General features: G+C 70.5%; 16 protein-coding genes. 7 read left to right on the forward strand and 9 right to left on the reverse strand.

The annotated features are described in order from the left end of the window. Positions 1-55: 55 nt before the first annotated feature. From ACSHXC_RS35885 to ACSHXC_RS35900, 4 genes are all read right to left on the reverse strand, one after another. On the reverse strand, positions 56-565 hold the full coding sequence (locus ACSHXC_RS35885; RefSeq protein ID WP_438295512.1) for a universal stress protein: 510 nt from the start codon (positions 563-565) through the stop codon (positions 56-58). 97 nt (positions 566-662) lie between these two features. After that, positions 663-998, reverse strand: coding sequence for a hypothetical protein (locus ACSHXC_RS35890; RefSeq protein ID WP_438295513.1), 336 nt, complete (start codon positions 996-998; stop codon positions 663-665). 130 nt (positions 999-1,128) lie between these two features. After that, positions 1,129-1,584, reverse strand: a complete 456-nt coding sequence (locus ACSHXC_RS35895; protein ID WP_438295514.1) for an OsmC family protein — start codon at positions 1,582-1,584, stop codon at positions 1,129-1,131. Between the two features lie 239 nt (positions 1,585-1,823). Beyond that, on the reverse strand, positions 1,824-3,962 hold the full coding sequence (locus ACSHXC_RS35900) for a universal stress protein (RefSeq protein ID WP_438295515.1): 2,139 nt from the start codon (positions 3,960-3,962) through the stop codon (positions 1,824-1,826). A 304-nt stretch (positions 3,963-4,266) separates the two neighbouring features. Between ACSHXC_RS35900 and ACSHXC_RS35905 the strand changes: the two genes are divergently transcribed. Beyond that, positions 4,267-4,686 (forward strand): CBS domain-containing protein, encoded by a 420-nt coding sequence (locus tag ACSHXC_RS35905; RefSeq protein WP_438295516.1) that lies wholly within the window; start codon positions 4,267-4,269, stop codon positions 4,684-4,686. 378 nt (positions 4,687-5,064) lie between these two features. Here ACSHXC_RS35905 and ACSHXC_RS35910 read toward each other — a convergent pair whose 3' ends face one another. After that, entirely contained in the window at positions 5,065-5,400 is a 336-nt protein-coding gene (locus ACSHXC_RS35910) for a hypothetical protein (protein WP_438295517.1), read from the reverse strand. A 310-nt stretch (positions 5,401-5,710) separates the two neighbouring features. Between ACSHXC_RS35910 and ACSHXC_RS35915 the strand changes: the two genes are divergently transcribed. The 3 genes from ACSHXC_RS35915 to ACSHXC_RS35925 all read left to right on the forward strand — a co-directional run bounded on the left by ACSHXC_RS35915 (position 5,711) and on the right by ACSHXC_RS35925 (position 7,390). Further along, positions 5,711-5,947 (forward strand): DUF6328 family protein, encoded by a 237-nt coding sequence (locus ACSHXC_RS35915; protein WP_438295518.1) that lies wholly within the window; start codon positions 5,711-5,713, stop codon positions 5,945-5,947. A gap of 146 nt (positions 5,948-6,093) precedes the next feature. Then, positions 6,094-6,813, forward strand: a complete 720-nt coding sequence (locus ACSHXC_RS35920; RefSeq protein WP_438295519.1) for a response regulator — start codon at positions 6,094-6,096, stop codon at positions 6,811-6,813. Between the two features lie 103 nt (positions 6,814-6,916). Then, positions 6,917-7,390: a pyridoxamine 5'-phosphate oxidase family protein gene (locus ACSHXC_RS35925; RefSeq protein ID WP_438295520.1), complete on the forward strand. Its 474-nt coding sequence runs from the start codon at positions 6,917-6,919 to the stop codon at positions 7,388-7,390. Between the two features lie 1,254 nt (positions 7,391-8,644). Here ACSHXC_RS35925 and ACSHXC_RS35930 read toward each other — a convergent pair. From ACSHXC_RS35930 to ACSHXC_RS35940, 3 genes are all read right to left on the reverse strand, one after another. Then, positions 8,645-10,360, reverse strand: a complete 1,716-nt coding sequence (locus ACSHXC_RS35930) for a GAF domain-containing protein (protein WP_438295521.1) — start codon at positions 10,358-10,360, stop codon at positions 8,645-8,647. A 146-nt stretch (positions 10,361-10,506) separates the two neighbouring features. Continuing rightward, complete coding sequence (locus ACSHXC_RS35935; protein WP_438295522.1) at positions 10,507-11,211, reverse strand: universal stress protein; 705 nt, start codon at positions 11,209-11,211, stop codon at positions 10,507-10,509. 426 nt (positions 11,212-11,637) lie between these two features. Next, complete coding sequence (locus tag ACSHXC_RS35940) at positions 11,638-12,489, reverse strand: universal stress protein (protein ID WP_438295523.1); 852 nt, start codon at positions 12,487-12,489, stop codon at positions 11,638-11,640. A 330-nt stretch (positions 12,490-12,819) separates the two neighbouring features. On the opposite strand from ACSHXC_RS35940, the gene adhE reads away from it, so the two are divergent. From adhE to pflA, 3 genes are all read left to right on the forward strand, one after another. Next, on the forward strand, positions 12,820-15,480 hold the full coding sequence (gene adhE, locus ACSHXC_RS35945; protein WP_438295524.1) for a bifunctional acetaldehyde-CoA/alcohol dehydrogenase: 2,661 nt from the start codon (positions 12,820-12,822) through the stop codon (positions 15,478-15,480). An 86-nt stretch (positions 15,481-15,566) separates the two neighbouring features. Beyond that, positions 15,567-17,819 carry a formate C-acetyltransferase gene (pflB, locus tag ACSHXC_RS35950; protein ID WP_438295525.1) on the forward strand — a complete coding sequence of 751 codons (2,253 nt, stop codon included), beginning with the start codon at positions 15,567-15,569 and terminating at the stop codon, positions 17,817-17,819. A 194-nt stretch (positions 17,820-18,013) separates the two neighbouring features. Then, the gene (pflA, locus tag ACSHXC_RS35955; protein WP_438297024.1) at positions 18,014-18,754 is read left to right on the forward strand and encodes a pyruvate formate-lyase-activating protein; all 741 of its coding nucleotides are present in this window, start codon (positions 18,014-18,016) and stop codon (positions 18,752-18,754) included. Between the two features lie 89 nt (positions 18,755-18,843). On the opposite strand, the gene ACSHXC_RS35960 is transcribed toward pflA, so the two are convergent. Next, positions 18,844-19,632 carry a ribosome hibernation promotion factor gene (locus ACSHXC_RS35960; RefSeq protein WP_438295526.1) on the reverse strand — a complete coding sequence of 263 codons (789 nt, stop codon included), beginning with the start codon at positions 19,630-19,632 and terminating at the stop codon, positions 18,844-18,846. Between the last annotated feature and the right edge of the window lie 275 nt (positions 19,633-19,907).

The raw sequence follows: 19,907 nt of genomic DNA on the forward strand, positions 1-19,907 counted from the left end.
GGCCGCTGCGAAGGGGCCGAACGTCCCTCCCGGAGGCCCGGTCGGGCTGTACCCGTCAGAACCGCCCGGCCCCCGCGGCCACGTGCTCGGCAAGCCACGGAATCCCGGCGCCCGGAGCCGGCGACTCGGGCACGGTGACCACCGGACACATCGCGTGCCGGATACATTCACGGGCCACCGAGCCGAGAGCCGGCAGCGCGACATCCTCCTGGGGCTTTCGCCCCAAGGCGAGCAGACAGGCATGACGGGCATGCCGCAGGAGGACCGTCGCCGGCATGCCCTCGTCCAGGAGGGGGCGCACGTGAGCATCCGGATCGGACGCAAGGAGCCATGCCACCGACGCCTGGAGCAGTTCCGCCGCGCGGCGGCGGTCCTGCTCTACCGACGCCTGGCCGGTGACCGGCGCGTAGGGTGCGCGCAGCGGGGCGGTCGGTGCCCAGGCATGCACCACCGCCAAGGGGGCTCCCAGCAGCCGGGCTTGGGCCGATGCCCAGCGCAGGGCAGCCAGCGAAGCGGCTGAGCCGTCGACCCCGACGATCAGAGCGCCCCGTATCGACCATTCCATGGTCTCTCCTCGGGGTGAGGAAGCGCAGGGGGCGAGAGGCGGGTGTGCGCCCGTCTCCCGCCGCTGCGATGTCAACTGCGTCTTGCTGCTGTGTGGTTCAGGCGACCCGGCGCAGCTCTCCAGTTTTTTCGATGGTCTTGGCCTCGTCGGTGAACTTGCGGGCCGCTCCGGTGAAGAAGTACAGAATCTCCCGCCAGAAGTAGGCCGCGCCCGCCACCAGGAATCCGGTCAGTGTGGTGCCGATGGTGGCATTGCGCACGGTGAGTCCCCAGGCTCCGAACAGGTCGAAGTCGGCGAGCCAGGCCGCGCCCATGCCGAGCGCCACCAGCGCGAACGCCCAGAACTCCTGGGCCACGGACAGATAGCGGTGTGCGATCTTCGCGACGACTAGTACGGCAAGCCCGAGAAGTGCCACCATCCCGAACGCGTACATGAGATCCCCGCCCTCCTGAATCGGACTGTGGGACACGGTCTGACATGACCGCATCCTCCTTCTCCTTCCACCGTGTCGCCCGGGCAGGGGAGAGGCGAGGGGCCTGTCGGCCCTTCCTCGGGCCGGTCGGTCACTCCACAGCGACAGTGATCTCGGGCGGGCAGCGCAGCGAGTTGTGGACCGTGCAGTGGTTCACCACGGCCCGGAGGCCCTCCAGATGCGCTTTGCTCAGCTCTGCCGGCAGCAGGATGCGTATCCGGATCGCCGTGACGCGCGCCGGGCGGTCATCCGCCATCTCGAACTCCGCCCGCACCCGCAGGTGCTCGTACGGCAGGTGATGACGCTGGAGGAACCGGCCCGCGTAGTACGCCACACAAGAGGCCAGAGAGGCGACGAACAGCTCCACCGGGGTGGGGCCGTCATCGTCGCCGCCGGATTCGACCGGCTGGTCGACGGTGAGTTCGTGACCGCGGACGAAGACGGCGTACGACTGGCCGTTGACGTGGGTGACGTCGATACGCCCTGGTGGTGCCGTCACCGGGGGACGCATCACTGGCATCAGACGATGGACGGCTGAATCGTTCATCACTGCCTCCCTCGGCGTGCGGATTTCGGCACGACCCCCTGCCCCGGACGGCGATCGCCGAGGAAGAGTCCTCTTCTTGCCATCCTGCTGCGCAGTGGTTGGCGAGCACCTGGGCCGGACGGTCCAGAGCAGGGGGCGGGTCGGCTCGTTCTGGCCGTGGTTGGTACGGCGGGTGGCCGCGGCCCGCGCGAGTCGGGCAGTGGAGCTCTGCACGGGGTCGGCGAAACGACGGCCCACTCTCACCCGGATTCGTCGGGCATCGCGGGGTTCGCCAGTGCTGCTGACGGCATGCTCACGACGACCGTAAGCCCGCCGGGACGGGCCGTAACGGACAGTGAGCCATCCATCGCCTCGACCAGTTCCCGCGACAGGTGCAGCAAGGGATCGGCGCCTGTGGGAGCCTCGGTCGTCGTGTGACTGATGCGGACTTCGACACGGCCGGACGGTGCGGCCGCGTCGATCATTGGAGGCTGACCGGATGGGCTGTGGCGCAGGGCGTGTGCGGCGAGGCGGGTGAGCACGCGGGTCAGCAAGGCCCCGTCAGCGATGGGATCGGGCAGGTCGTCGGGGAGCGCGATGGCCAGGTCGTGCCCGCCCGGCCCGAGGTCGTCGACGACGGCGGCCAGTACGTCGTCGATGTCGACCGGCCTGAGATACGTCTCCAGTGCGCCGGCGCGCAGCCGGTCCAGGTCGATGAGGTCGGTGACCAGACGCATCGCGTGGTCGAAATCCCGGTGAGCCTGTTCGAGCAGCGCCTGGTGCCCTACGGCGTGCTCGTGGAGCACGTGCAGGGCTGCGCGAGGGGCTTCGAGTGCCTGCTGCAGGGCAAGGCTCGTCCGCATGCGGGCGATGCGCAGCAGGTTGTCCGTGGGCGGTGCGTCCGGCTGTGGTGCGGGCCCGGTTGCACGGTAGCGATCGAGGGCAGCATGCAGGAGGGGCGCGCAGGAGGTCAGGGTGCGCCGGTCGGCCGGGCCAAGGGCACGTCCCGCGGTCGCGATCACAGCCCCGCTGTCCAGTGAGACGTGCGTCTCCGGGTTCCCGGGGCGTTCCGGGGCCGCCTCGCCGCTGCTCGCCGCCACGAACCAGCCCTCTGCATCTTCGTCGGCGGAATGCTGCGGTGCCTTTTCCAGCAGGCTGACGGCGTCCAGCGCGAGCAGTTCGCGTAGTACCTCCAGGAGGGCGGGAGGGGCCTCGTGGCCGCTGAGGACGCTCAGGGCCAGCGCCCTGAGCGCGTAGGTCTCGGCCCGGCTGTCGTCAGGGGCACTGGGGCGGGCACGGTGTGGACGGCGATCTGCGTGCGGGGTGTCGAGTGCCACGAGGTGGACGTCGAGATGGCCGGCCAGCCGTGCGGCTCTGGGCCCGACTCCCTCGCCCTCAACAAGCGAAGCCCACCGGCCCCGGCGGCTGGCGCCCAGCACGAGCTGGGTGGTGTTGTGTGCCCGGGCGAACCGCAGCAGCGACTCGGCAATGTCCGAGCCCATCACCTCGTGGTAGCTGCCGTTCATTTCCTCGACCAGGCGGCGTTGCCCGACGAGCCGTGAGGCCCCGGTGTCGGTGAGGCCGTCGTCGGCGACGACATGCACGGCCAGGAGTTCGGCACCCGGGGTGCGCGCGGCGATCCGGGTGGCGCGCCGGATCAACGCCTCGCCCTCCGCGCCGCCGGTGAGCGCGACGACGATGCGTTCCCTGGTCTCCCACGGCGCCGCGATCCCGTGCTCGGCCCGGTATTTCTGGAGCCCCTCCTCGACCCGGTCGGCCACCCACAACAAGGCCAGTTCGCGCAGAGCGGTCAGGTTGCCCGGCCGGAAGTAGTGGGTGAGCGCCGCCTCGATCCGGTCCGGCGGATACACGTTGCCGTGCACCATCCGCCGACGCAGTGCCTCCGGCGTCATGTCGACCAGCTCCACTTGCTCCGCCTGCCGTACCACCGCGTCGGGTACCCTCTCCCGCTGCCGCACTCCAGTTATCTGCTCCACCACGTCAGCCAGCGAGTCCAGGTGCTGGATGTTGAGCGTGGTCACCACGTCGATCCCGGCGTCCAGGAGTTCGTCGATGTCCTGCCACCGTTTGCCGTTGCGCGAGCCGGGCACGTTGGTGTGCGCCAGCTCGTCGACGAGCGCGACCTGCGGGCGACGGTTCAGCACCGCGTCCACGTCCATCTCGGTGAAGTGGCCGCCCCGGTAGGCGTGTTCACGCCGTGGCACGGTGGCCAGCCCTTCGGCCATCGCGGCGGTCAGCTGCCGCCCGTGCGGCTCGACGAACCCGATGACCACGTCGGTACCGCGGGCCCGGCGCCGCTGCCCCTCAGCGAGCATCGCGTACGTCTTGCCGACCCCCGGGGCGGCCCCCAGGTAAACCCTCAACCGGCCTCGCCCCATCACCGCCTCCCCACCACCCGAGCGGGGCGGCAGCGCAACGTGGCCCGCTCCGTCCGGACCCCGGAACAACCGTATCCACGTGATCAGATGAGCCGTAAGGCCGAGACACAACCTCGCCCGCAGCCCTCTCTGCGACCCGGCCGCGTCGACCGCCTGCGTGCGGCTGCCGAGAATGGTCCGATCGGCCCGGGTCCAAGGCCGGGCCCTGTCGCCTGCGCTGTGCATCTGGATCAGCCCGCCGGACGCGCGGGGCGCCCGGCCGAAGCCCAGACTGGAAACCGGGGGCAGATACGAGGAGGCAGAGATGAGGACCGCAAGAGACATCATGCACAGCGGTGCCAACTGCGTGAAGGAGACCGACTCGCTCATGGAGGCGGCGCGTCTGATGAGCGAACTGGATGTCGGCGCACTGCCGATCTGTGGGCCCGACGACCGCCTGCACGGCATCATCACCGACCGTGACATCGTGCTCAAGTGCGTGGCCAAGGGGAAGGACCCGCACCACATCACCGTCGGCCAGCTCGCGCAGGGCAAGCCCGTTACGGTCGACGCGGACGCCGACGCGAACAAGGTGCTGCGGACGATGGAGCAGCACCGCATCCGGAGAGTCCCGGTGATCGCGGATCACCGCCTGGTCGGCATGATCAGCGAGGCCGATCTCGCCAGACACCTGTCCGACCAGCAGGTGGGCCACTTCGTGGAGGCCGTCTGCGCGGCGCCGTAACCGAAGGCTCAGCCGAAGAGCTGGAAGAATAGGGGAAACGTTCCGAGGACCTCCCAGGGCGATGAGCACCAGGCCGATGACAAAGGCGCGCACCGTCTCGGTCTGCCGCACAGGACGATGTGCAGCACACGCCAGGACAGCGGGCCAGACCGCCACCGACACCGCCATCATGGTCTTGCCGGAGAGCGGGCCCACCGCGTCCTTCACGCCGGGGCTGTCCTCGGCGAGGGGTGGTGAGCAGGCCTGGCGAGGCGGGCCCGGGTACCCGTGGTCCGTGCCCTCGCTCGCCGCGGCCGACGCCAGTGGGCCTACCCGCCCGACGGAGATCGCTCACGGTGACGCCTTCGCCTCGCTGATCGATCGCGAGGCCACGGGGGATCAGGGCTGTTGGAAGGCTACCTCCGGACTGTCCGGTGACGGTCCGTCGAGCAGCGGCTGTGGGATGCCCTTCACATGCAGGTCAAAGAAGGCTGCGACGTAGCTGCGGGTGATCTCTTCGCTGCGTTGCGCAGAGATCGACGCACCGGGGATGGGGAGGCCCACCTGTGCGGCGAGGATGGGCAGGTCGGTGAAGCTCACGTGGTCGCTGCCGGTGACGGTCAGCCAGCGTTTCCAGCTGTCCAGGTTCGCCCAGGCTTGATCCCATGACCGGTCCACGCCCGGGGCGTGGTGCGCCTGGGTGCCGAGAAGAAGGAAGGTCTCCTTGGCCGCCATTGTGGCCAGCAGCCTGGTGCCATCGTCGTGGGTCGTAAGGAAGAGTGATCACCCCCACAACGGGAGTGCCGCAACCGTGAGGAGGAGGACGCTTGGACGCCAGCTAGTCGAAGGCTCCTTTCCCGACGTTGGGCCTCTCGCGCCCTTCTCGGTGGCGGAATAGGCGGTCTGACATAGATTCACCTGACGCCGACTGCTTTGGATGAGACGGCAACTGACATCGGCGAGGGCGGACAGCCAGGCGCGTTTCCAGTCCGACACCCCGCCCTGTGCCGACGCCTGGATCTCACAGGCCGGGACCATGCGGCGCATGCCCATGCAGCCGGACGAGAGCCCGCAGCCGCTTCGTCACGAGACTCCCGATGAGCGGGCCGATCGGAACCTGGTGGGGCTTCTGCAGGAGCTGCGGGTGGTCCAGACCGGCGTGCAGATCGTTTCCGCCCTCCTCCTCGGCCTGGCCTGTATGAGCAGGTTTCCTCAGCTGAACGACTTCGAGCGCGATACGTACACGTCGCCACCCTGCTGCTCAGCGTGGCTGCCTTCGTGATCCTCGCGACCCGGTCGCACCGCATCGCGGCCTGTCCCATCGGGGTGTTAAGCGAGCGTCCGGGATGGGGCCGTTCGGCCCTGGTCGGAAGTCCGTGTAGCAGGCAGGATGCAGGCATTTGCACAGTCCCTAGGTACGGAGTCGTGATGCCGCACACCATCGGAGAGGCCGAAGTCCAGCCTCCGGTCCGGATTTTCCTCTTGGACGATCATGAGGTGGTGCGGCGTGGCGTGCGCGATCTGCTCGACCTGGAGTCCGGTCTGGAGGTCGTCGGGGAGGCGACCACGGCCGAGCAGGCGCTGGCTCGCGTCCCGGCGCTGCGTCCGGATGTCGCGGTGCTGGACGTGCGGCTGCCCGACGGGGATGGTGTCACCGTGTGCCGGGAACTGCGTTCGCGGCTGCCGGGCCTGGTGTGTCTGATGCTGACCTCGTTCGATGACGAGGAGGCTTTGCTGGACGCGATCATGGCGGGGGCGGCCGGGTATGTCCTCAAGCAGATCAGCGGTACTGATCTCGTTCACGCGGTACGCACGGTGGCCACCGGCAAGTCCCTGCTCGACCCGGCGACGACCGCCCGCCTGATGGCCCGGCTGCGGCACGGTGCCGAGGAGGAGCAGCAGCCCGACGAACTGTCCCGGCTGACGGGGCGGGAACGGGAGATTCTGGCCCTGATCGGTGAGGGGCTGACCAACCGGGAGATCGGGCAGCGGCTCTTTCTCGCGGAGAAGACGGTGAAGAACCACATCTCGCGGTTGCTCACCAAGCTGGGGGTCAGTCGCCGGGTCCAGGCGGCGGTCGTCGCTGCCCAGATGCTGGGGGAGCCGGGCCGCGGTGGCGGTGCCGACTCGGCTCACGCCCGGTCGTGAGGCGGCCGGACCGGAAGCCTTCCGGAGCCGGGGCACATCGGGCCCGTCGTAGGGCCCATCGGCCCCTGACCTCGGGGTGCGGTGCCGGGCGACGATGGAGGGCATGAGAGCCGACCGCGACCATCTGGACAGGGAGCAGGCCCTGCGGCTCCTGGCAGGCATGACCACCGGCCGGGTGGTCTACACCGCTGAGGCCCTGCCCGCGGTGCTGCCCGTGCGTTTCCGTTTTGCCGCGGACGGCAGCCTATTGCTGGACACGCGGGCCCCGTCCGATCTGCTGAGGGCCGCCGACAGCGGCGTGATCGCCTTCGAGACCGGCGAGATCGACAGCGCGGACGGCCGGGGCTGGAGCGTCACCGTGGTGGGTCGCGCGAACGTGATCACCGGCCTGGACGGGAACGGGGGAGCGGTCGGTGGGGAAATCGCCGTGTCCGCAGCCGCCGAGCCGCCCAGCCCGACGGTCATACGACTCCGCCCGGAACTGGTCACCGGCCGCAGACTCGGGGAACCGCCCTACCCAAGTCTGATTCAACGTCTGATTGATCTGTCGCGCTGCAGGTCAGGACAGTCCGAGTAGGCCGAGCGGGAGGGTGAACGGTGAATAGGGGGACCTCTCACAGCCCGGTGGCGTTGCTGCGGCAGACGGCCGGCGTCCCGAAGGGGGGCTGATCGCAAGGTTCCGCAGTGTGGCCATGTTCTCCGGCCGGTGTCCGGTCTGGATCTTGGAGGCGTCCTCGGCGAACGTTGCGTCCCTCACGTGGTGCACCGTCGCGATGCGCCACTGCGACCTGGTGAGACGGCCGATCAGCTGCGGCGATGCCTCACGCGCCGTCATATCTGTGATCGCGTAGACGGTCTGCCGGGTGTGACGTGGCCGACCCGTATCCCGGTGCGATACTGAAGGATCTTCACCATCTGGACCACGTGCGGGAAGTTGAGGCCGAGGCCGGTGACGGTGAGAGTGCGCACCGAGCGGGTCTCGTGCCGCCCGTGTCCGCGCTCGCGTCATAGCGGCCGGGCGGTCACTTCCTTCCACTCCTTCCACGGCGGGGTTTTGATCACCGCGTGCAGTTTCGACTGATTGCCTTTGACCCACCAGCAGGTAGTGCGCGTTTTCCACTTCCACCAGCCACTTCGTGTGCTCGCGCTGGGTATGCGGGGCATCGGCGGTCCACCACGGCACCGGCCAGGTCGAGCAGGGCCGGCGGGGCGGTGAATGCGGAGATCTCGTTAGTGTTGTCCGGCACTCGCAGCTGGCTGACGACACGACCACCACCGTGACGGCGGACAGCAGGTGGGCGGCGGGCGCGGCATCCGTGCGCGAGCCGCGAGCACTCCTGCCGTCCACCGTGACCGCCTGCGTGCCGGCCGGGGCGTGGCCGAGCAGGTCAGCGAGCCCGCCGGGCACGCCAGGACGATGGCCGGGAGGAACCGGCGCCGGCCGGACCGCGCAGGCGGCGGTCAGCAGGGCCGAGGCAAGGGTGTGCCGCCGTCCGCGCCGATCACGCGGATCCGGCAGGGCACTCAACCGGGCAGCCCTGTCCGACAGTTCATGCTGCTGACGCGAGGGACGGCTTGATCAGACGAACGGCGACAGACTGACGGCACATCGAGGCTCCGGTGGTCGGGCGACTTGGTAGGTCCCCTTGATCATCGGAGTTTCGATGCATGCGGGGCTGCCGTGGTGAAGGTTCGTTACACCCCCGGGACCTGCTGCTCCTGGTGCCGCCAGGACTACGAAGCAGTACGAAGCAGCCCTGCCCCGCCACCAGCCGCAGCCCTGAACCAATCAGCCGACATGACTATGGGTGGTGCGCGGCCGGGCGTGGTGCTACCGGGTGGCCTGGGCCAGCGGGGCCTGCCAGACCACTATGGTTCCGCCGCCCGGCCGGCCATCGGTGCTGAAGGTGCCGCCCGCCTTGTCCGCGCGTGCGGCGAGGTTGAGCAGGCCGCTGCGTCGGCCGCCCGGCGGGATGCCGACCCCGTCGTCGGCGACCTCCAGCACGACCCGCGAGGCGACGGCTCGCAGCGTCACCTCGACCTGTGTCGCCCGCGCGTGGCGTGCGGTGTTGCTCAATGCCTCGCCGAGCACAGCCATGACGTGTTCGGCGAGATCGCCCGGTACGTCGGTGTCGAGGAGCCCCTCCATGATCAGGCGGGGCGCGAAGCCGAGAGTCCCGTGAGCCTGCCCGATGGTCTGCGACACCCGGGCGCGCAGGCTGGGCCCGGCCTCTTCGCGCACCCGCAGCCCGAAGATGGTCGACCGGATGATGCGGATGGTTTCGTCGAGGTCGTCCACCGCGCGCACGACGCGTTCGGCGGCGGTGTCCTGCTGGATCATGCGGGCGGCGCTCTGCAGCGTCATACCGGTGGCGAACAGCCGCTGGATCGCCAGGTCATGCAGGTCCCGGGCGATCCGGTCGCGGTCCTCCAAAAGTGTCAACTGCTCCGCGTCGCTGCGACGTTCGGCCAGTTCCAGGGCGAGGGCGGCCTGGTCGGCGAAGCCGAGAAGCTGGTCGGTCTCCTCCGGGGTGAAGGGCCGTCTGCCAGCAGGGCGGGCCAGTAGCAGCACCCCGCGGCGGTGCCCGGAGGCGTCGCCCAGCGGCACGGCCACCGCCGGTCCCAGACCCTCGAAGTGGCTCGGTCCGGCGGCATAGCGGTCATCGCCGGCCAGGTCCGCGCAGGCTGCGGGGGAGCCCTCGGTGAAGGCGGCGCCCGACAGGGTGCCGGCGGCCGGGACGCCGAGGCCGAGCCGTGCGGGAGCATCTCCGCCCAGAGCCACCTCGACGCACAGGAGGTCGCCGGACGTCGGCACGGACAGGTCGGCCAGACACGCCTCGGCGATCTCCATGGCCCGCTCGGCGATGAGGGTCAGCGCCTGCTCCCGGGGGATGCCGGACAGCAGGCCTCGGGTGATCTCGGCACTGGCTCGCAGCCAGTTCTGCTGGCGCCGCGCCTCGTCGTAGAGCCGGGCGTTGTCGATGGCCACGCCCGCGGCGACGGCAAGTGTGGCCAGCACGGTTTCGTCCTCGGCGTCGAAGTCCAGGCCGTTGCGCTTGTCGCACAGGTACAGATTGCCGAAGGCCTCCTCGTGCACCCGGATGGGAACGCCGAGGAAACTGTGCATCGGCGGGTGGTTCGGCGGGAAGCCGAAAGAGGAGCAGTGGGCGGACAGGTCGGTCAGGCGCAGCGGTACCGGGCGGTGGATGAGCTCGCCGAGCAGCCCCTGACCGGTCGGGTACGCTCCGATCGCCGCGATCTCCTCCTCGCTCAGGCCCACGGGCAGGAAGTGTGAGAGTGACTCCCCGTCGGGGCCGATCACCCCCAGTGCCGCATACCGGGCGTCGACGAGGGTGGCCGCAGCCTCCACGATCCGGCCGAGTGCCTGGGGAAGATCCAGACCCCGGCCCACCGACAGCACCGACTCCAGCAGTGCGTGCACCCGGTCGCGGGTGCCGCGCACGTCCTCGATACGTGACTGCAGCTCATCCAACAGCTCGTCAAGGCGCAGCTGTGGCAGCCGTCCTGCCGTTTCGTGCCCGCCCACCCATGCACCCCTTTGAGCTGCTCGCGCGTTCCTTGCCGCAACGATACTGGCCGTCTCCGCGCGCCTTCACCGCAGATCAGGCCCGGGTGCCCGGCGCCCCTGCGCGGCCGCTCGGGAGTGGTGCCGCAGCGGCGGTCCGCGCGGGGTCAGGGGTGGGGCACGACCGCGACAGGTGCGCTGGAGTGGTGGAGGACGGCATGGGTGACGGGTCCGGTGCGGACGCCGGCCACCGAGCGGCGGATTCGGCGTCCGACGACCACCAGGCAGGCGTCGGCCGAGGCTTCGGCGAGGTGCTCGGCGGGCAGGCCCACCACGCACTGCTCCTCGACCTCAACGCCCGGGTACTTTCCGCGCCAGGGCCGCAGCACGTCGCCGAGGGCTGTCGCCTCGCTCGCTCCCAGACCGTCGCGGTCGGCGGGGGCGACGATCGCCGGGTCGAAGGCGACGGCGGGCGGCAGGCTCCAGCCGTGGACGACCCGCAAGCCGGCCCCGCGTATGGCGGCGGCGTCGAAGGCGTACTCGATCAGTGCGTCACTCGGCCCGGCGAGATCCAGGCCGAGTACCACTTCGTGGCACTTTCTCTCGGGCCGGGCGGTGCTGTCGGAGCCCGGCCCGTTCGCACCCCCGGCACGTACGAGAACGACCGGCCGTTCGGCGTGGGCCAGCACGCACTGGGAGACGGACCCGAGCAGGAAGCCGCGCAGGGTGCTCAGGCCGCGGGAGCCGAGCACCAGGACCTCGGCCTCCTTCGCGGCTGCTTCCAGCACCTCGACGGGCCGCCCGTCGGCCTGCTCGGCGGCGGCCAGCGACTCGGGTGAACCGTCCAGTCCTGCGATGACTGTGCGTGACATGGGATTCCTTCGTGAGAGTTCGGGGCGGGTCCGGCCCGGCCCGGATGTGGTGGGCCAGCCGGGGCTCGGGTTCACGGGTGGGGCGCCGTGCGGCCGTCCGTGCGACCGGTGGCGTGGGACCCACCCTCCCGGCGGTGGCCGGTTCCGGTCTCGGGTCCAAGAGGCATCCGTAGGGGGCTGAACGGCCCTGTCCCATCGGGGAATTGAGAATGGCTCAGGGCCGGAGGTGCACCGCCGACCAGTGCCGTGCCAGCGGCTCCGGCTGCGCGGTGCTGGGCGGTCTTGTGGAAGTCCGGTGCGCAACCGTGCCCCGTAAGGGGCGCGGGGAACTACGCGATCAGCCACGAACTACCCGCAGATTCCGAACCGGTCTTCCCGCGGAGCGCTTGGCAGCCGTGCGGCGGCCAGGGTGTCCGGGCCGCCTGATCAGCCGATCGGCCGGGTGGTCCGGTCGGGCACGACGGCGACCGGGCAGGGCGCGTGGTGCAGGACCGCGTGGTCGACCGGGCCGAGCTGGCCGAAGGGCCGCCGGGAGCCGACCACCAGCAAGTCAGCGCCGGCGGCCGCGTCCAGCAGGGCGGCGGCCGCACCGCCGGGCGGGCACAGGCGGCGCACCGGCACTCCCGCGCCGTCGTGCTCCAGCTGGTCGGCGACCGTGGTGAGCAGCGTCTCGGCCCGTCGGCGGGCGGGGCTCGGGTCCAGCAGCGCGGACAGGCCGGAGAAGTCCACGTCGGGCTGCCAGGAGTGGAGCACGTCCAGTGCGGCCTTGCGGCAGGCCGCCTCGGCGAGCGCGAACTCGGCGGCGGAGCGGGGGTATCGGCGGCCGCCGATACCGAGGACGATCCGGCCGTCTCCGCGGGGCGCGGCGGTGCGGACCACAACCACCGGGAAGTCGGCCCGCGCGGCCACCCGCAGGCTGACCGAACCGAGCAGCAGGCCTTCGAAGCCGCCGTGGCCGCGCGAGCCCAGGACCAGCATCGCTGCGCCGCGGCCCGCGTCCAGTAGCGCCGGAACGGTCTCCTGTGCCAGCAGTTCCGTGCTGACGGGCACTCCAGGCCGCCGCAGTGACACCCGGGCCGCCTCGGCCGCCAGCAGGCTGTGCACGCTCGCGCGGAGCCTGCCGACGACGTCGTCGGCAGGCTCGGGGTCGCAACGCTCCCACAGCGAGGCGCAGACCAGGCGCAGGGGAACTCCCCGGCGGTCGGCCTCGTCCACCGCCCAGTCCGCGGCCCGTGCTCCGCCGGGCGATCCGTCGACCGCCACCACCACATGTGTCATGCCCGTGCGCCTCCTTGTTCCCGGCCGTCACCCGCTGCGTCCGCAGAGGCTGTTGAGGGGAGTACACCGGCGGGACAGCGCAAGGGGGTAGGGCCGGATGGGCCAGCCGTACGGGCGCAGGGGGCCGTCTGCCCTGCCGCCGTGGCGCGGGGCTGTTGCAGGACGCGGTGGCCGGGACGTCCGGCCTCGGTTGTGGGGACCTTCGGCCCCGTAACCGTGCCCTGTTCGCGCCAGTGCCGCGGGCCTGGGGCCGGTGATGCTGATGACGCAGCACACACACGACCGAGTGTCCGCCGAAAGCGGCGGCGTGAGCGAAAGGTGGGGTGGCAGATGTCTCGCCGTCCGCACAACCGGGAAGCCGCGCAGGACGAGGGGAGCACGCCCGGGGAAGGACCCGGGGCGGCGTCCGGCCCGGCCGCGCTGGTTCGCGCCGCCACCGGCGCGCTGGATGAGTACGCCGCGTACACCCAGGACCGCGTGGACCACATCGTGAAGAAGGCGTCGCTGGCGGCGCTCGCACGCCACACCGCGCTGGCGCTGCTCGCGGTGGAGGAGACCGGCCGCGGGGTCTTCGAGGACAAGGCCGTCAAGAACGTCTTCGCCTGCGAGAACGTCACTCACTCCATGGCCGGGATGAAGACGGCCGGAGTCGTGCGGCGCGACGACATCACGGGCATCGTGGAGATCGCCGAACCGGTCGGCGTCGTCGCCGGGATCACCCCCGTCACCAACCCCACCTCGACCGTGATCTTTAAGTGCCTGCTGGCGCTGAAGACCCGCAACCCGATCGTCTTCGCCTTCCACCCCTCCGCGCAGCGCTGCTCGGCCGAGGCCGCCCGCACCGTGCGGGACGCCGCCGTCGCCGCCGGGGCCCCCGAACACTGCATCCAGTGGATCGACCAGCCGTCCTTGGCCGCCACCGGGGAGCTGATGAACCACCCCGACGTGGCCACCATCTTGGCCACCGGGGGCAACAGCATGGTCCGGGCCGCCTACTCGTGTGGCAAGCCCGCGCTCGGCGTCGGCGCCGGCAACGTACCGGCGTACGTGGAGAAAAGCGCCGATCTGCGGCGCGCGGTCAACGACATCGTGCTGTCCAAGTCGTTCGACAACGGCATGATCTGCGCGTCGGAGCAGGCCGTCATCCTGGATACGGACATCCACGACACGGCACTCGCCGAGTTCCGGCGGCTCAAGGCGCATGTGACGAGCCGTGAGGAGAAGGCCCTCCTCGAACGTCACCTGTTCGGCATCGGTGATGGCCGCGACTGCGCGGGAGCCGTCCTGAACGCGAGTGTGGTGGGCCGCAGTGCGGAGCAGATCGCGCGGGACGCCGGCTTCGAGGTGCCCGCCGGAACGTCGGTCATCCTGGCCGAGGCGGGCTCGGTCGGCGAGGCGGAGCCGCTGACCCGGGAGAAGCTCTGCCCGGTCCTCGCCGTGCTCCGTGCCCGGGACCGCGCCCACGGGGTGCAACTCGCCCAACAGATGGTCGAGTTCAACGGGCTGGGCCACTCGGCCGCCGTGCACACCGAGGACGCCGCCTTCGCCGAGGAGTTCGGGCACGCCGTCAAGGCGTGCCGGGTGCTGTGGAACTCGCCGAGTTCACAAGGCGGCATCGGCGACGTCTACAACGCCTTCCTGCCTTCCCTCACCCTCGGCTGCGGCAGCTACGGCCACAACTCGGTCGCCGGGAACGTCTCCGCCCTCCACCTGGTGAACATCAAGCGGATCGGGCGGCGCAACAACAACATGCAGTGGTTCAAGGTCCCCCCGAAGATCTTCTTCGAGCGCAACTCGACCGCCTACCTGGCCGACATGCGCGGCTGCCGCAGGGTCGTGATCGTGACCGACCGGACCATGGTGGAGATAGGCCACCTGGAGCGCATCCGCCGAATCCTCGACCGCCGCGCCGAGCCGTGCGAGGTACGGGTGCTCGACTTCGTCGAGCCGAACCCGAGCATCGACACGGTGCACCGGGGCGCCGCCCTGATGCGCGACTTCCGGCCCGACACCATCATCGCGCTGGGCGGCGGGTCCCCGATGGACGCCGCCAAGGTGATGTGGCTGATGTACGAGCACCCGGAGGTCGAATTCGCCGATCTGAAGGAGAAGTTCTTCGACATCCGCAAGCGCGCCTTCACCTTCCCCGACCTGGGCGAGCAGGCCAAGCTGGTCTGCATCCCCACCACGTCGGGCACCGGCAGCGAGGTCACCCCGTTCGCAGTCATCACCGATACCGCCACCGGCCAGAAGTACCCGCTCGCGGACTACGCGCTGACCCCGAGCGTCGCGATCTGCGACCCGGCTCTGACCACCCGGCTGCCCCGCGCCGTCACCGCCGACTCCGGCTTCGACGCGCTGACCCACTGCATCGAGACGTACGTCTCCGTCTACGCCAACGACTTCACCGACGGCCTCGCCCTCCAGGGAATCAGGCTGATCTTCGAGAACCTGGAGCGGGCGGTCACCGACGGCCCCGGCAGCCCGGTCGCACGCGAGAAGATGCACAACGCGGGCACCATCGCCGGCATGGCCTTCGGCTCCGCCTTCCTCGGCGTGGTGCACGCGATGGCCCATACCCTGGGCGCGACCTTCCACATCGCGCACGGCCGCACCAACGCCCTGCTGCTGCCCCACGCGGTCCGCTACAACGGCGCGGCTCCCGCCAAGGTGACGAGCTGGCCCAAGTACCAGAGCTATGCGGCGCCCGAGCGCTACCAGGCGATCGCCCGGATGCTGGGCCTGCCCGCCGCCACCCCCGAGCAGGGCGTGGAGTCCCTGGCCGCCGCAGTGGAGCAACTGCGCGCCAAGGCGGGCATCCCCGCCTCGTTCAAGGAGGCGGGCGTGGACGAGGAGGCGTTCATCGCGGCACTGCCCCAGCAGACCCTCAACGCCTACGAGGACCAGTGCGCCCCGGCGAACCCGCGGATGCCGATGCTCGCCGACATGGAGCAGCTGATGCGCCAGGCGTACTACGGCGTCCGCTCCTGATGCCGCGGGGTACGGGCCCGCTCCCTCATCCGGGCCCGTACCCCGCCTCCTCGCCCCCATCCCGTGCCGTCCGAAAGGTCACCGCCATGAGCACACACACCGTCACCGCCTGGAAGGGCTTCAAAGGCGGCCTGTGGCGCGACGCCGTCGACGTCCGCGACTTCATCCAGCGGAACTACACCCCGTACGACGGCGACGGCTCCTTCCTCGCCGGCCCCACCGAGCGCACCGCCGCCGTGTGGAAGGCCATCACGGACCGCTTCCCCGAGGAACGCGCCAAGGGCGTGTACGACATCGCGCACGACATCCCCTCCTCGATCACCGCGCACGCCCCCGGGTACATCGACCGCGGCAAGGAGCTGATCGTCGGCCTCCAGACCGACGCCCCGCTCAAGCGCGCGATCATGCCGTACGGCGGCTGGCGCATGGTCGCCGGAGCGCTGGAGACCTACGGCTACCCGGTCTCGCCGGAGCTGGAGAAGGTCTTCACCGAGTACCGCAAGACCCACAACGCCGGAGTCTTCGACGCGTACACCCCCGAGATCCGCGCCGCCCGCAAGGCCGGCATCGTCACCGGCCTGCCGGACGCCTACGGACGCGGCCGGATCATCGGCGACTACCGGCGGGTCGCGCTCTACGGTGTCAACCGCCTCATCGAGGTGAAGACGCAGGAGAAGGAGGAGCTCAACTCCCTCCCCGTCGGGCGCCGTTCGCTGGAGGAGACCATCCGCCTGCGTGAGGAGCTCGCCGAGCAGATCCGCGCGCTGGGCGAGCTGAAGACGATGGGGGCCTCCTACGGCTTCGACATCTCGGCTCCGGCCACCACCGGCCGCGAGGCGGTCCAGTGGCTGTACTTCGGCTACCTCGCCGCCGTGAAGGAGCAGAACGGCGCCGCCATGTCACTGGGCCGCACCTCCACCTTCCTCGATGTCTATCTCCAGCGCGACATCGAGGCCGGGCTGATCACCGAGGAACAGGCCCAGGAACTGGTCGACGACTTCGTCATCAAGCTGCGGATCGTCCGCTTCCTGCGTACGCCGGAGTACGACGAGCTGTTCTCCGGCGACCCGACCTGGGTCACCGAGTCGATCGGCGGCATGGGTGAGGACGGCCGCCCGCTGGTCACCAGGACGTCCTTCCGCTACCTCCAGACCCTCTACAACCTGGGCCCCGCTCCCGAACCGAACATGACCGTCCTCTGGTCGCCCGAACTCCCGCAGGGCTTCAAGGAGTTCTGCGCGAAGGTGTCGGTCGACACCTCCTCCGTGCAGTACGAGTCCGACGAGCTGATGCGTCCGCGCTTCGGCGACGACACGGCCATCGCCTGCTGCGTGTCGGCGATGCCGGTCGGCAAGCAGATGCAGTTCTTCGGTGCCCGGGTCAACCTCGCCAAGGCCCTCCTGTACGCCATCAACGGTGGCCGCGACGAGAAGTCCGGCGCCCAGGTCGGCCCCGACACCGGCGCCATCGGCACCGAGGTGCTCGACTACGACGAGGTCCTGGCCAAGTTCGACCAGCAGCTGGATTGGCTCGCCGACGTCTACGTCCACGCGCTCAACGTCATCCACTACATGCACGACAAGTACGCTTACGAGCGCATAGAAATGGCGCTCCAGGACCGGGACGTCCACCGCACCATGGCGTGCGGCATCGCGGGCCTCGCCGTTGCCGCCGACTCGCTGTCCGCCATCAAGCACGCCAAGGTCAAGGCCATCCGCGACGAGAGCGGCCTCGCCGTCGACTACGAGACCGAGGGCGAGTACCCGGCGTACGGCAACAACGACGAGCGCGCCGACGAGCTCGCCGTGCAGCTCGTCGAGGAGTTCATGAAGAAGCTGCGCAAGCACCCCACCTACCGTGACGCCGAGCACACCCAGTCGGTCCTGACCATCACCTCCAACGTCGTGTACGGCAAGAAGACCGGCAACACCCCCGACGGACGTCGCGCCGGCGAACCGTTCTCGCCGGGTGCCAACCCGATGAACGGCCGCGACACACACGGCTACGTCGCCTCGGCCCTGTCGGTCGCCAAGCTGCCCTACCGTGCCGCCGAGGACGGCATCTCGCTGACCAACACCGTCACCCCCGACGCCCTGGGCCGCACCCCCGAGGACCGGATCAGGAACCTGGCCGGTGTCCTCGACGGCTATGTGGCCGCCGACGGCTTCCACATGAACGTCAACGTGCTCGACAGGGCGACCCTGGAAGACGCGATGGAACACCCGGAGAACTACCCCCAGCTCACCATCCGGGTCTCCGGCTACGCGGTCAACTTCGTGCGGCTCACCCGGGAACAGCAGCTCGACGTGGTCAACCGCACCTTCCACGGCTCACTGTGACGACCCGATAGGGGCACCCTGCCCCTTCCACGATCCGCGGCGCCGGTATCGCACCCCGACCAGCTTGCGGCGTCGGCGCCGCACAACACCTCATCCCTCTGCGGAGACCCGTCATGGCCCCTCACCCAGCCCACCCGCACCACGTCCCCCGCAGCACCCCGGCTGCCGCCGCGGTCACCGCGGCCGCGGCCTCCATGCGGCGGACGGCCAGCGGCATGGTCCACTCCTGGGACCTGTCCACCGGTGTCGACGGACCCGGCACCCGCTTCGTCACCTTCCTGGCCGGCTGCCCGCTGCGCTGCCTGTACTGCCACAACCCGGACACCATGCGGATGCGGAGCGGTAGGCGCACCTCCGCCGACCACGTCGTCACCGAGGCCCGCAAGTACACGAAGTTCATCGCCGCCGCGGGCGGCGGCGCCACCCTCTCCGGTGGCGAACCACTGCTTCAGCCGGTGTTCGCCGGCGAACTGCTGCACCGTTTCAAGCACGAACTCGGACTGCACACGGCCCTGGACACCTCGGGCTTCCTCGGCGCACGGGCCACCGACGCACTCCTGGCCGACACCGACCTCGTACTCCTGGACATCAAGTCCTGGAACCGGTCCCTGTACCGGCGAGTCACCGGGCAGGAGCTCGCGCCGACCCTGCTGTTCGCCCGTCGGCTGGCCGACCGGGGCATCGACGTGTGGGTACGCTTCGTCCTCGTCCCGGGCCTGACCGACGACCCGGCGAACATCGAGGGCATCGCCTCCTTCGCCGCGACGCTGGGCAACGTCAGCCGCGTCGACGTCCTGCCGTTCCACAACCTCGGCGCCGCCAAGTGGCAGGCCCTGGGCAGCGAGTTCCCGCTGTGCGACACCCCCTCGCCCACCGCGGAGCAACTCGCCGCCGCCCGCGGCATCTTCACGGCGCACGGGCTGCGTGCGGTCTGAGAGAACCGGGCCCCGCCCGGGTGCCGGCGCCCGTCGGCAGACGTCCGGCCCGGCCGTGCGTCGCGCACGGCCGGGCCGGACGTGGTTGCCTAGGCAGCGGGAGTGATCAGCCCGTAGTGGCCGTCGTACCGGTGGTAGAGGACGCTGCCCCGGCCGGTGGCGCTGTCGCTGAAGAAGACGAACGGCAGTCCGGTGAGGTCAAGACGCTCGACGGCCTCGGCCACACCGATCGACGGCACCGGGACCGTGCTGAGGGTCAGCCCCGGCGCGCCGTGGTGTGCCAGGGCGGGGCCGCCGGCCGTCGCCAGGCGATGGGCGCCGGCCCCGGTGTCGCGGTACACGACGCCGTCGCGGCCCGAGCCTGCGTCGGTGAACAGGTAGAAGTCGTAGTCCATGGCCTCCAGGTCGAAGACGGCCTCTGTGGGCGTCTGGCGGGGCAGACTGAACGACTTGTGGCGTACGATCCTGCGCTCCTCGGGCGGAAGCTGGTGGCGCTGCGGGCGGTGTTCCGGCCCCGCGTCGTCCCGCCAGGGCTGCGGTGCGCACGCCGGGTCGTTGCGGTGTCCGGCCCGGGCATGGCGCCGTACCTTGGCCAGCCGGACGGTCAGCCGGTCGCGCAGCAGGTCGACGGCCTCGAACATGGTGCTCGCGGCCACATGGGCCCGCACCGGACGCCCGTTGACGTCCACGACGGCCTGAGCGGCGGCGGGCCGGCCCTCCGTCTGCGTGAGCTTGACCCGGGCCGCGAGGATCGGCTCGCTGACGTGGTCCAGGGCTGCCAGCGTCTTCTCGCGTGCGTAGCGGGCCGATCCCCGGGGTACCTGGCCACGGGTCTCCACCTGGATGTGCACGGTTGGGCCGGTCGTGAGACGGGTCATCAGAGATCCTCCTTGATCGCTTCCAGGCTGGCCCCTCGCCGGCGGGCAGGCGAGGGGCCGAACGGCCCGTGCGGGAGTGCCCACGGTCCCCATCCCGCCGTCCCTCGGCCGGGCCGGCCGGACCGCGGGCGGGGATCTTCGGCCCCCAACTGTCCGCAGTCGCCCGCACGTCCGGAACGCCGACGGCCGGCGAGGGGCCGGGCAGGTCCGCGCCCCATGCCTCCGGCGGGCGAGTGCGCGCGAGGGCCGAAAGGCCCCGTTGGGTGTGGCGCACC

Origin of the sequence: Streptomyces sp. HUAS TT7 (assembly GCF_051550175.1) — a bacterium.
Taxonomy (GTDB): Bacteria; Actinomycetota; Actinomycetes; order Streptomycetales; family Streptomycetaceae; genus Streptomyces.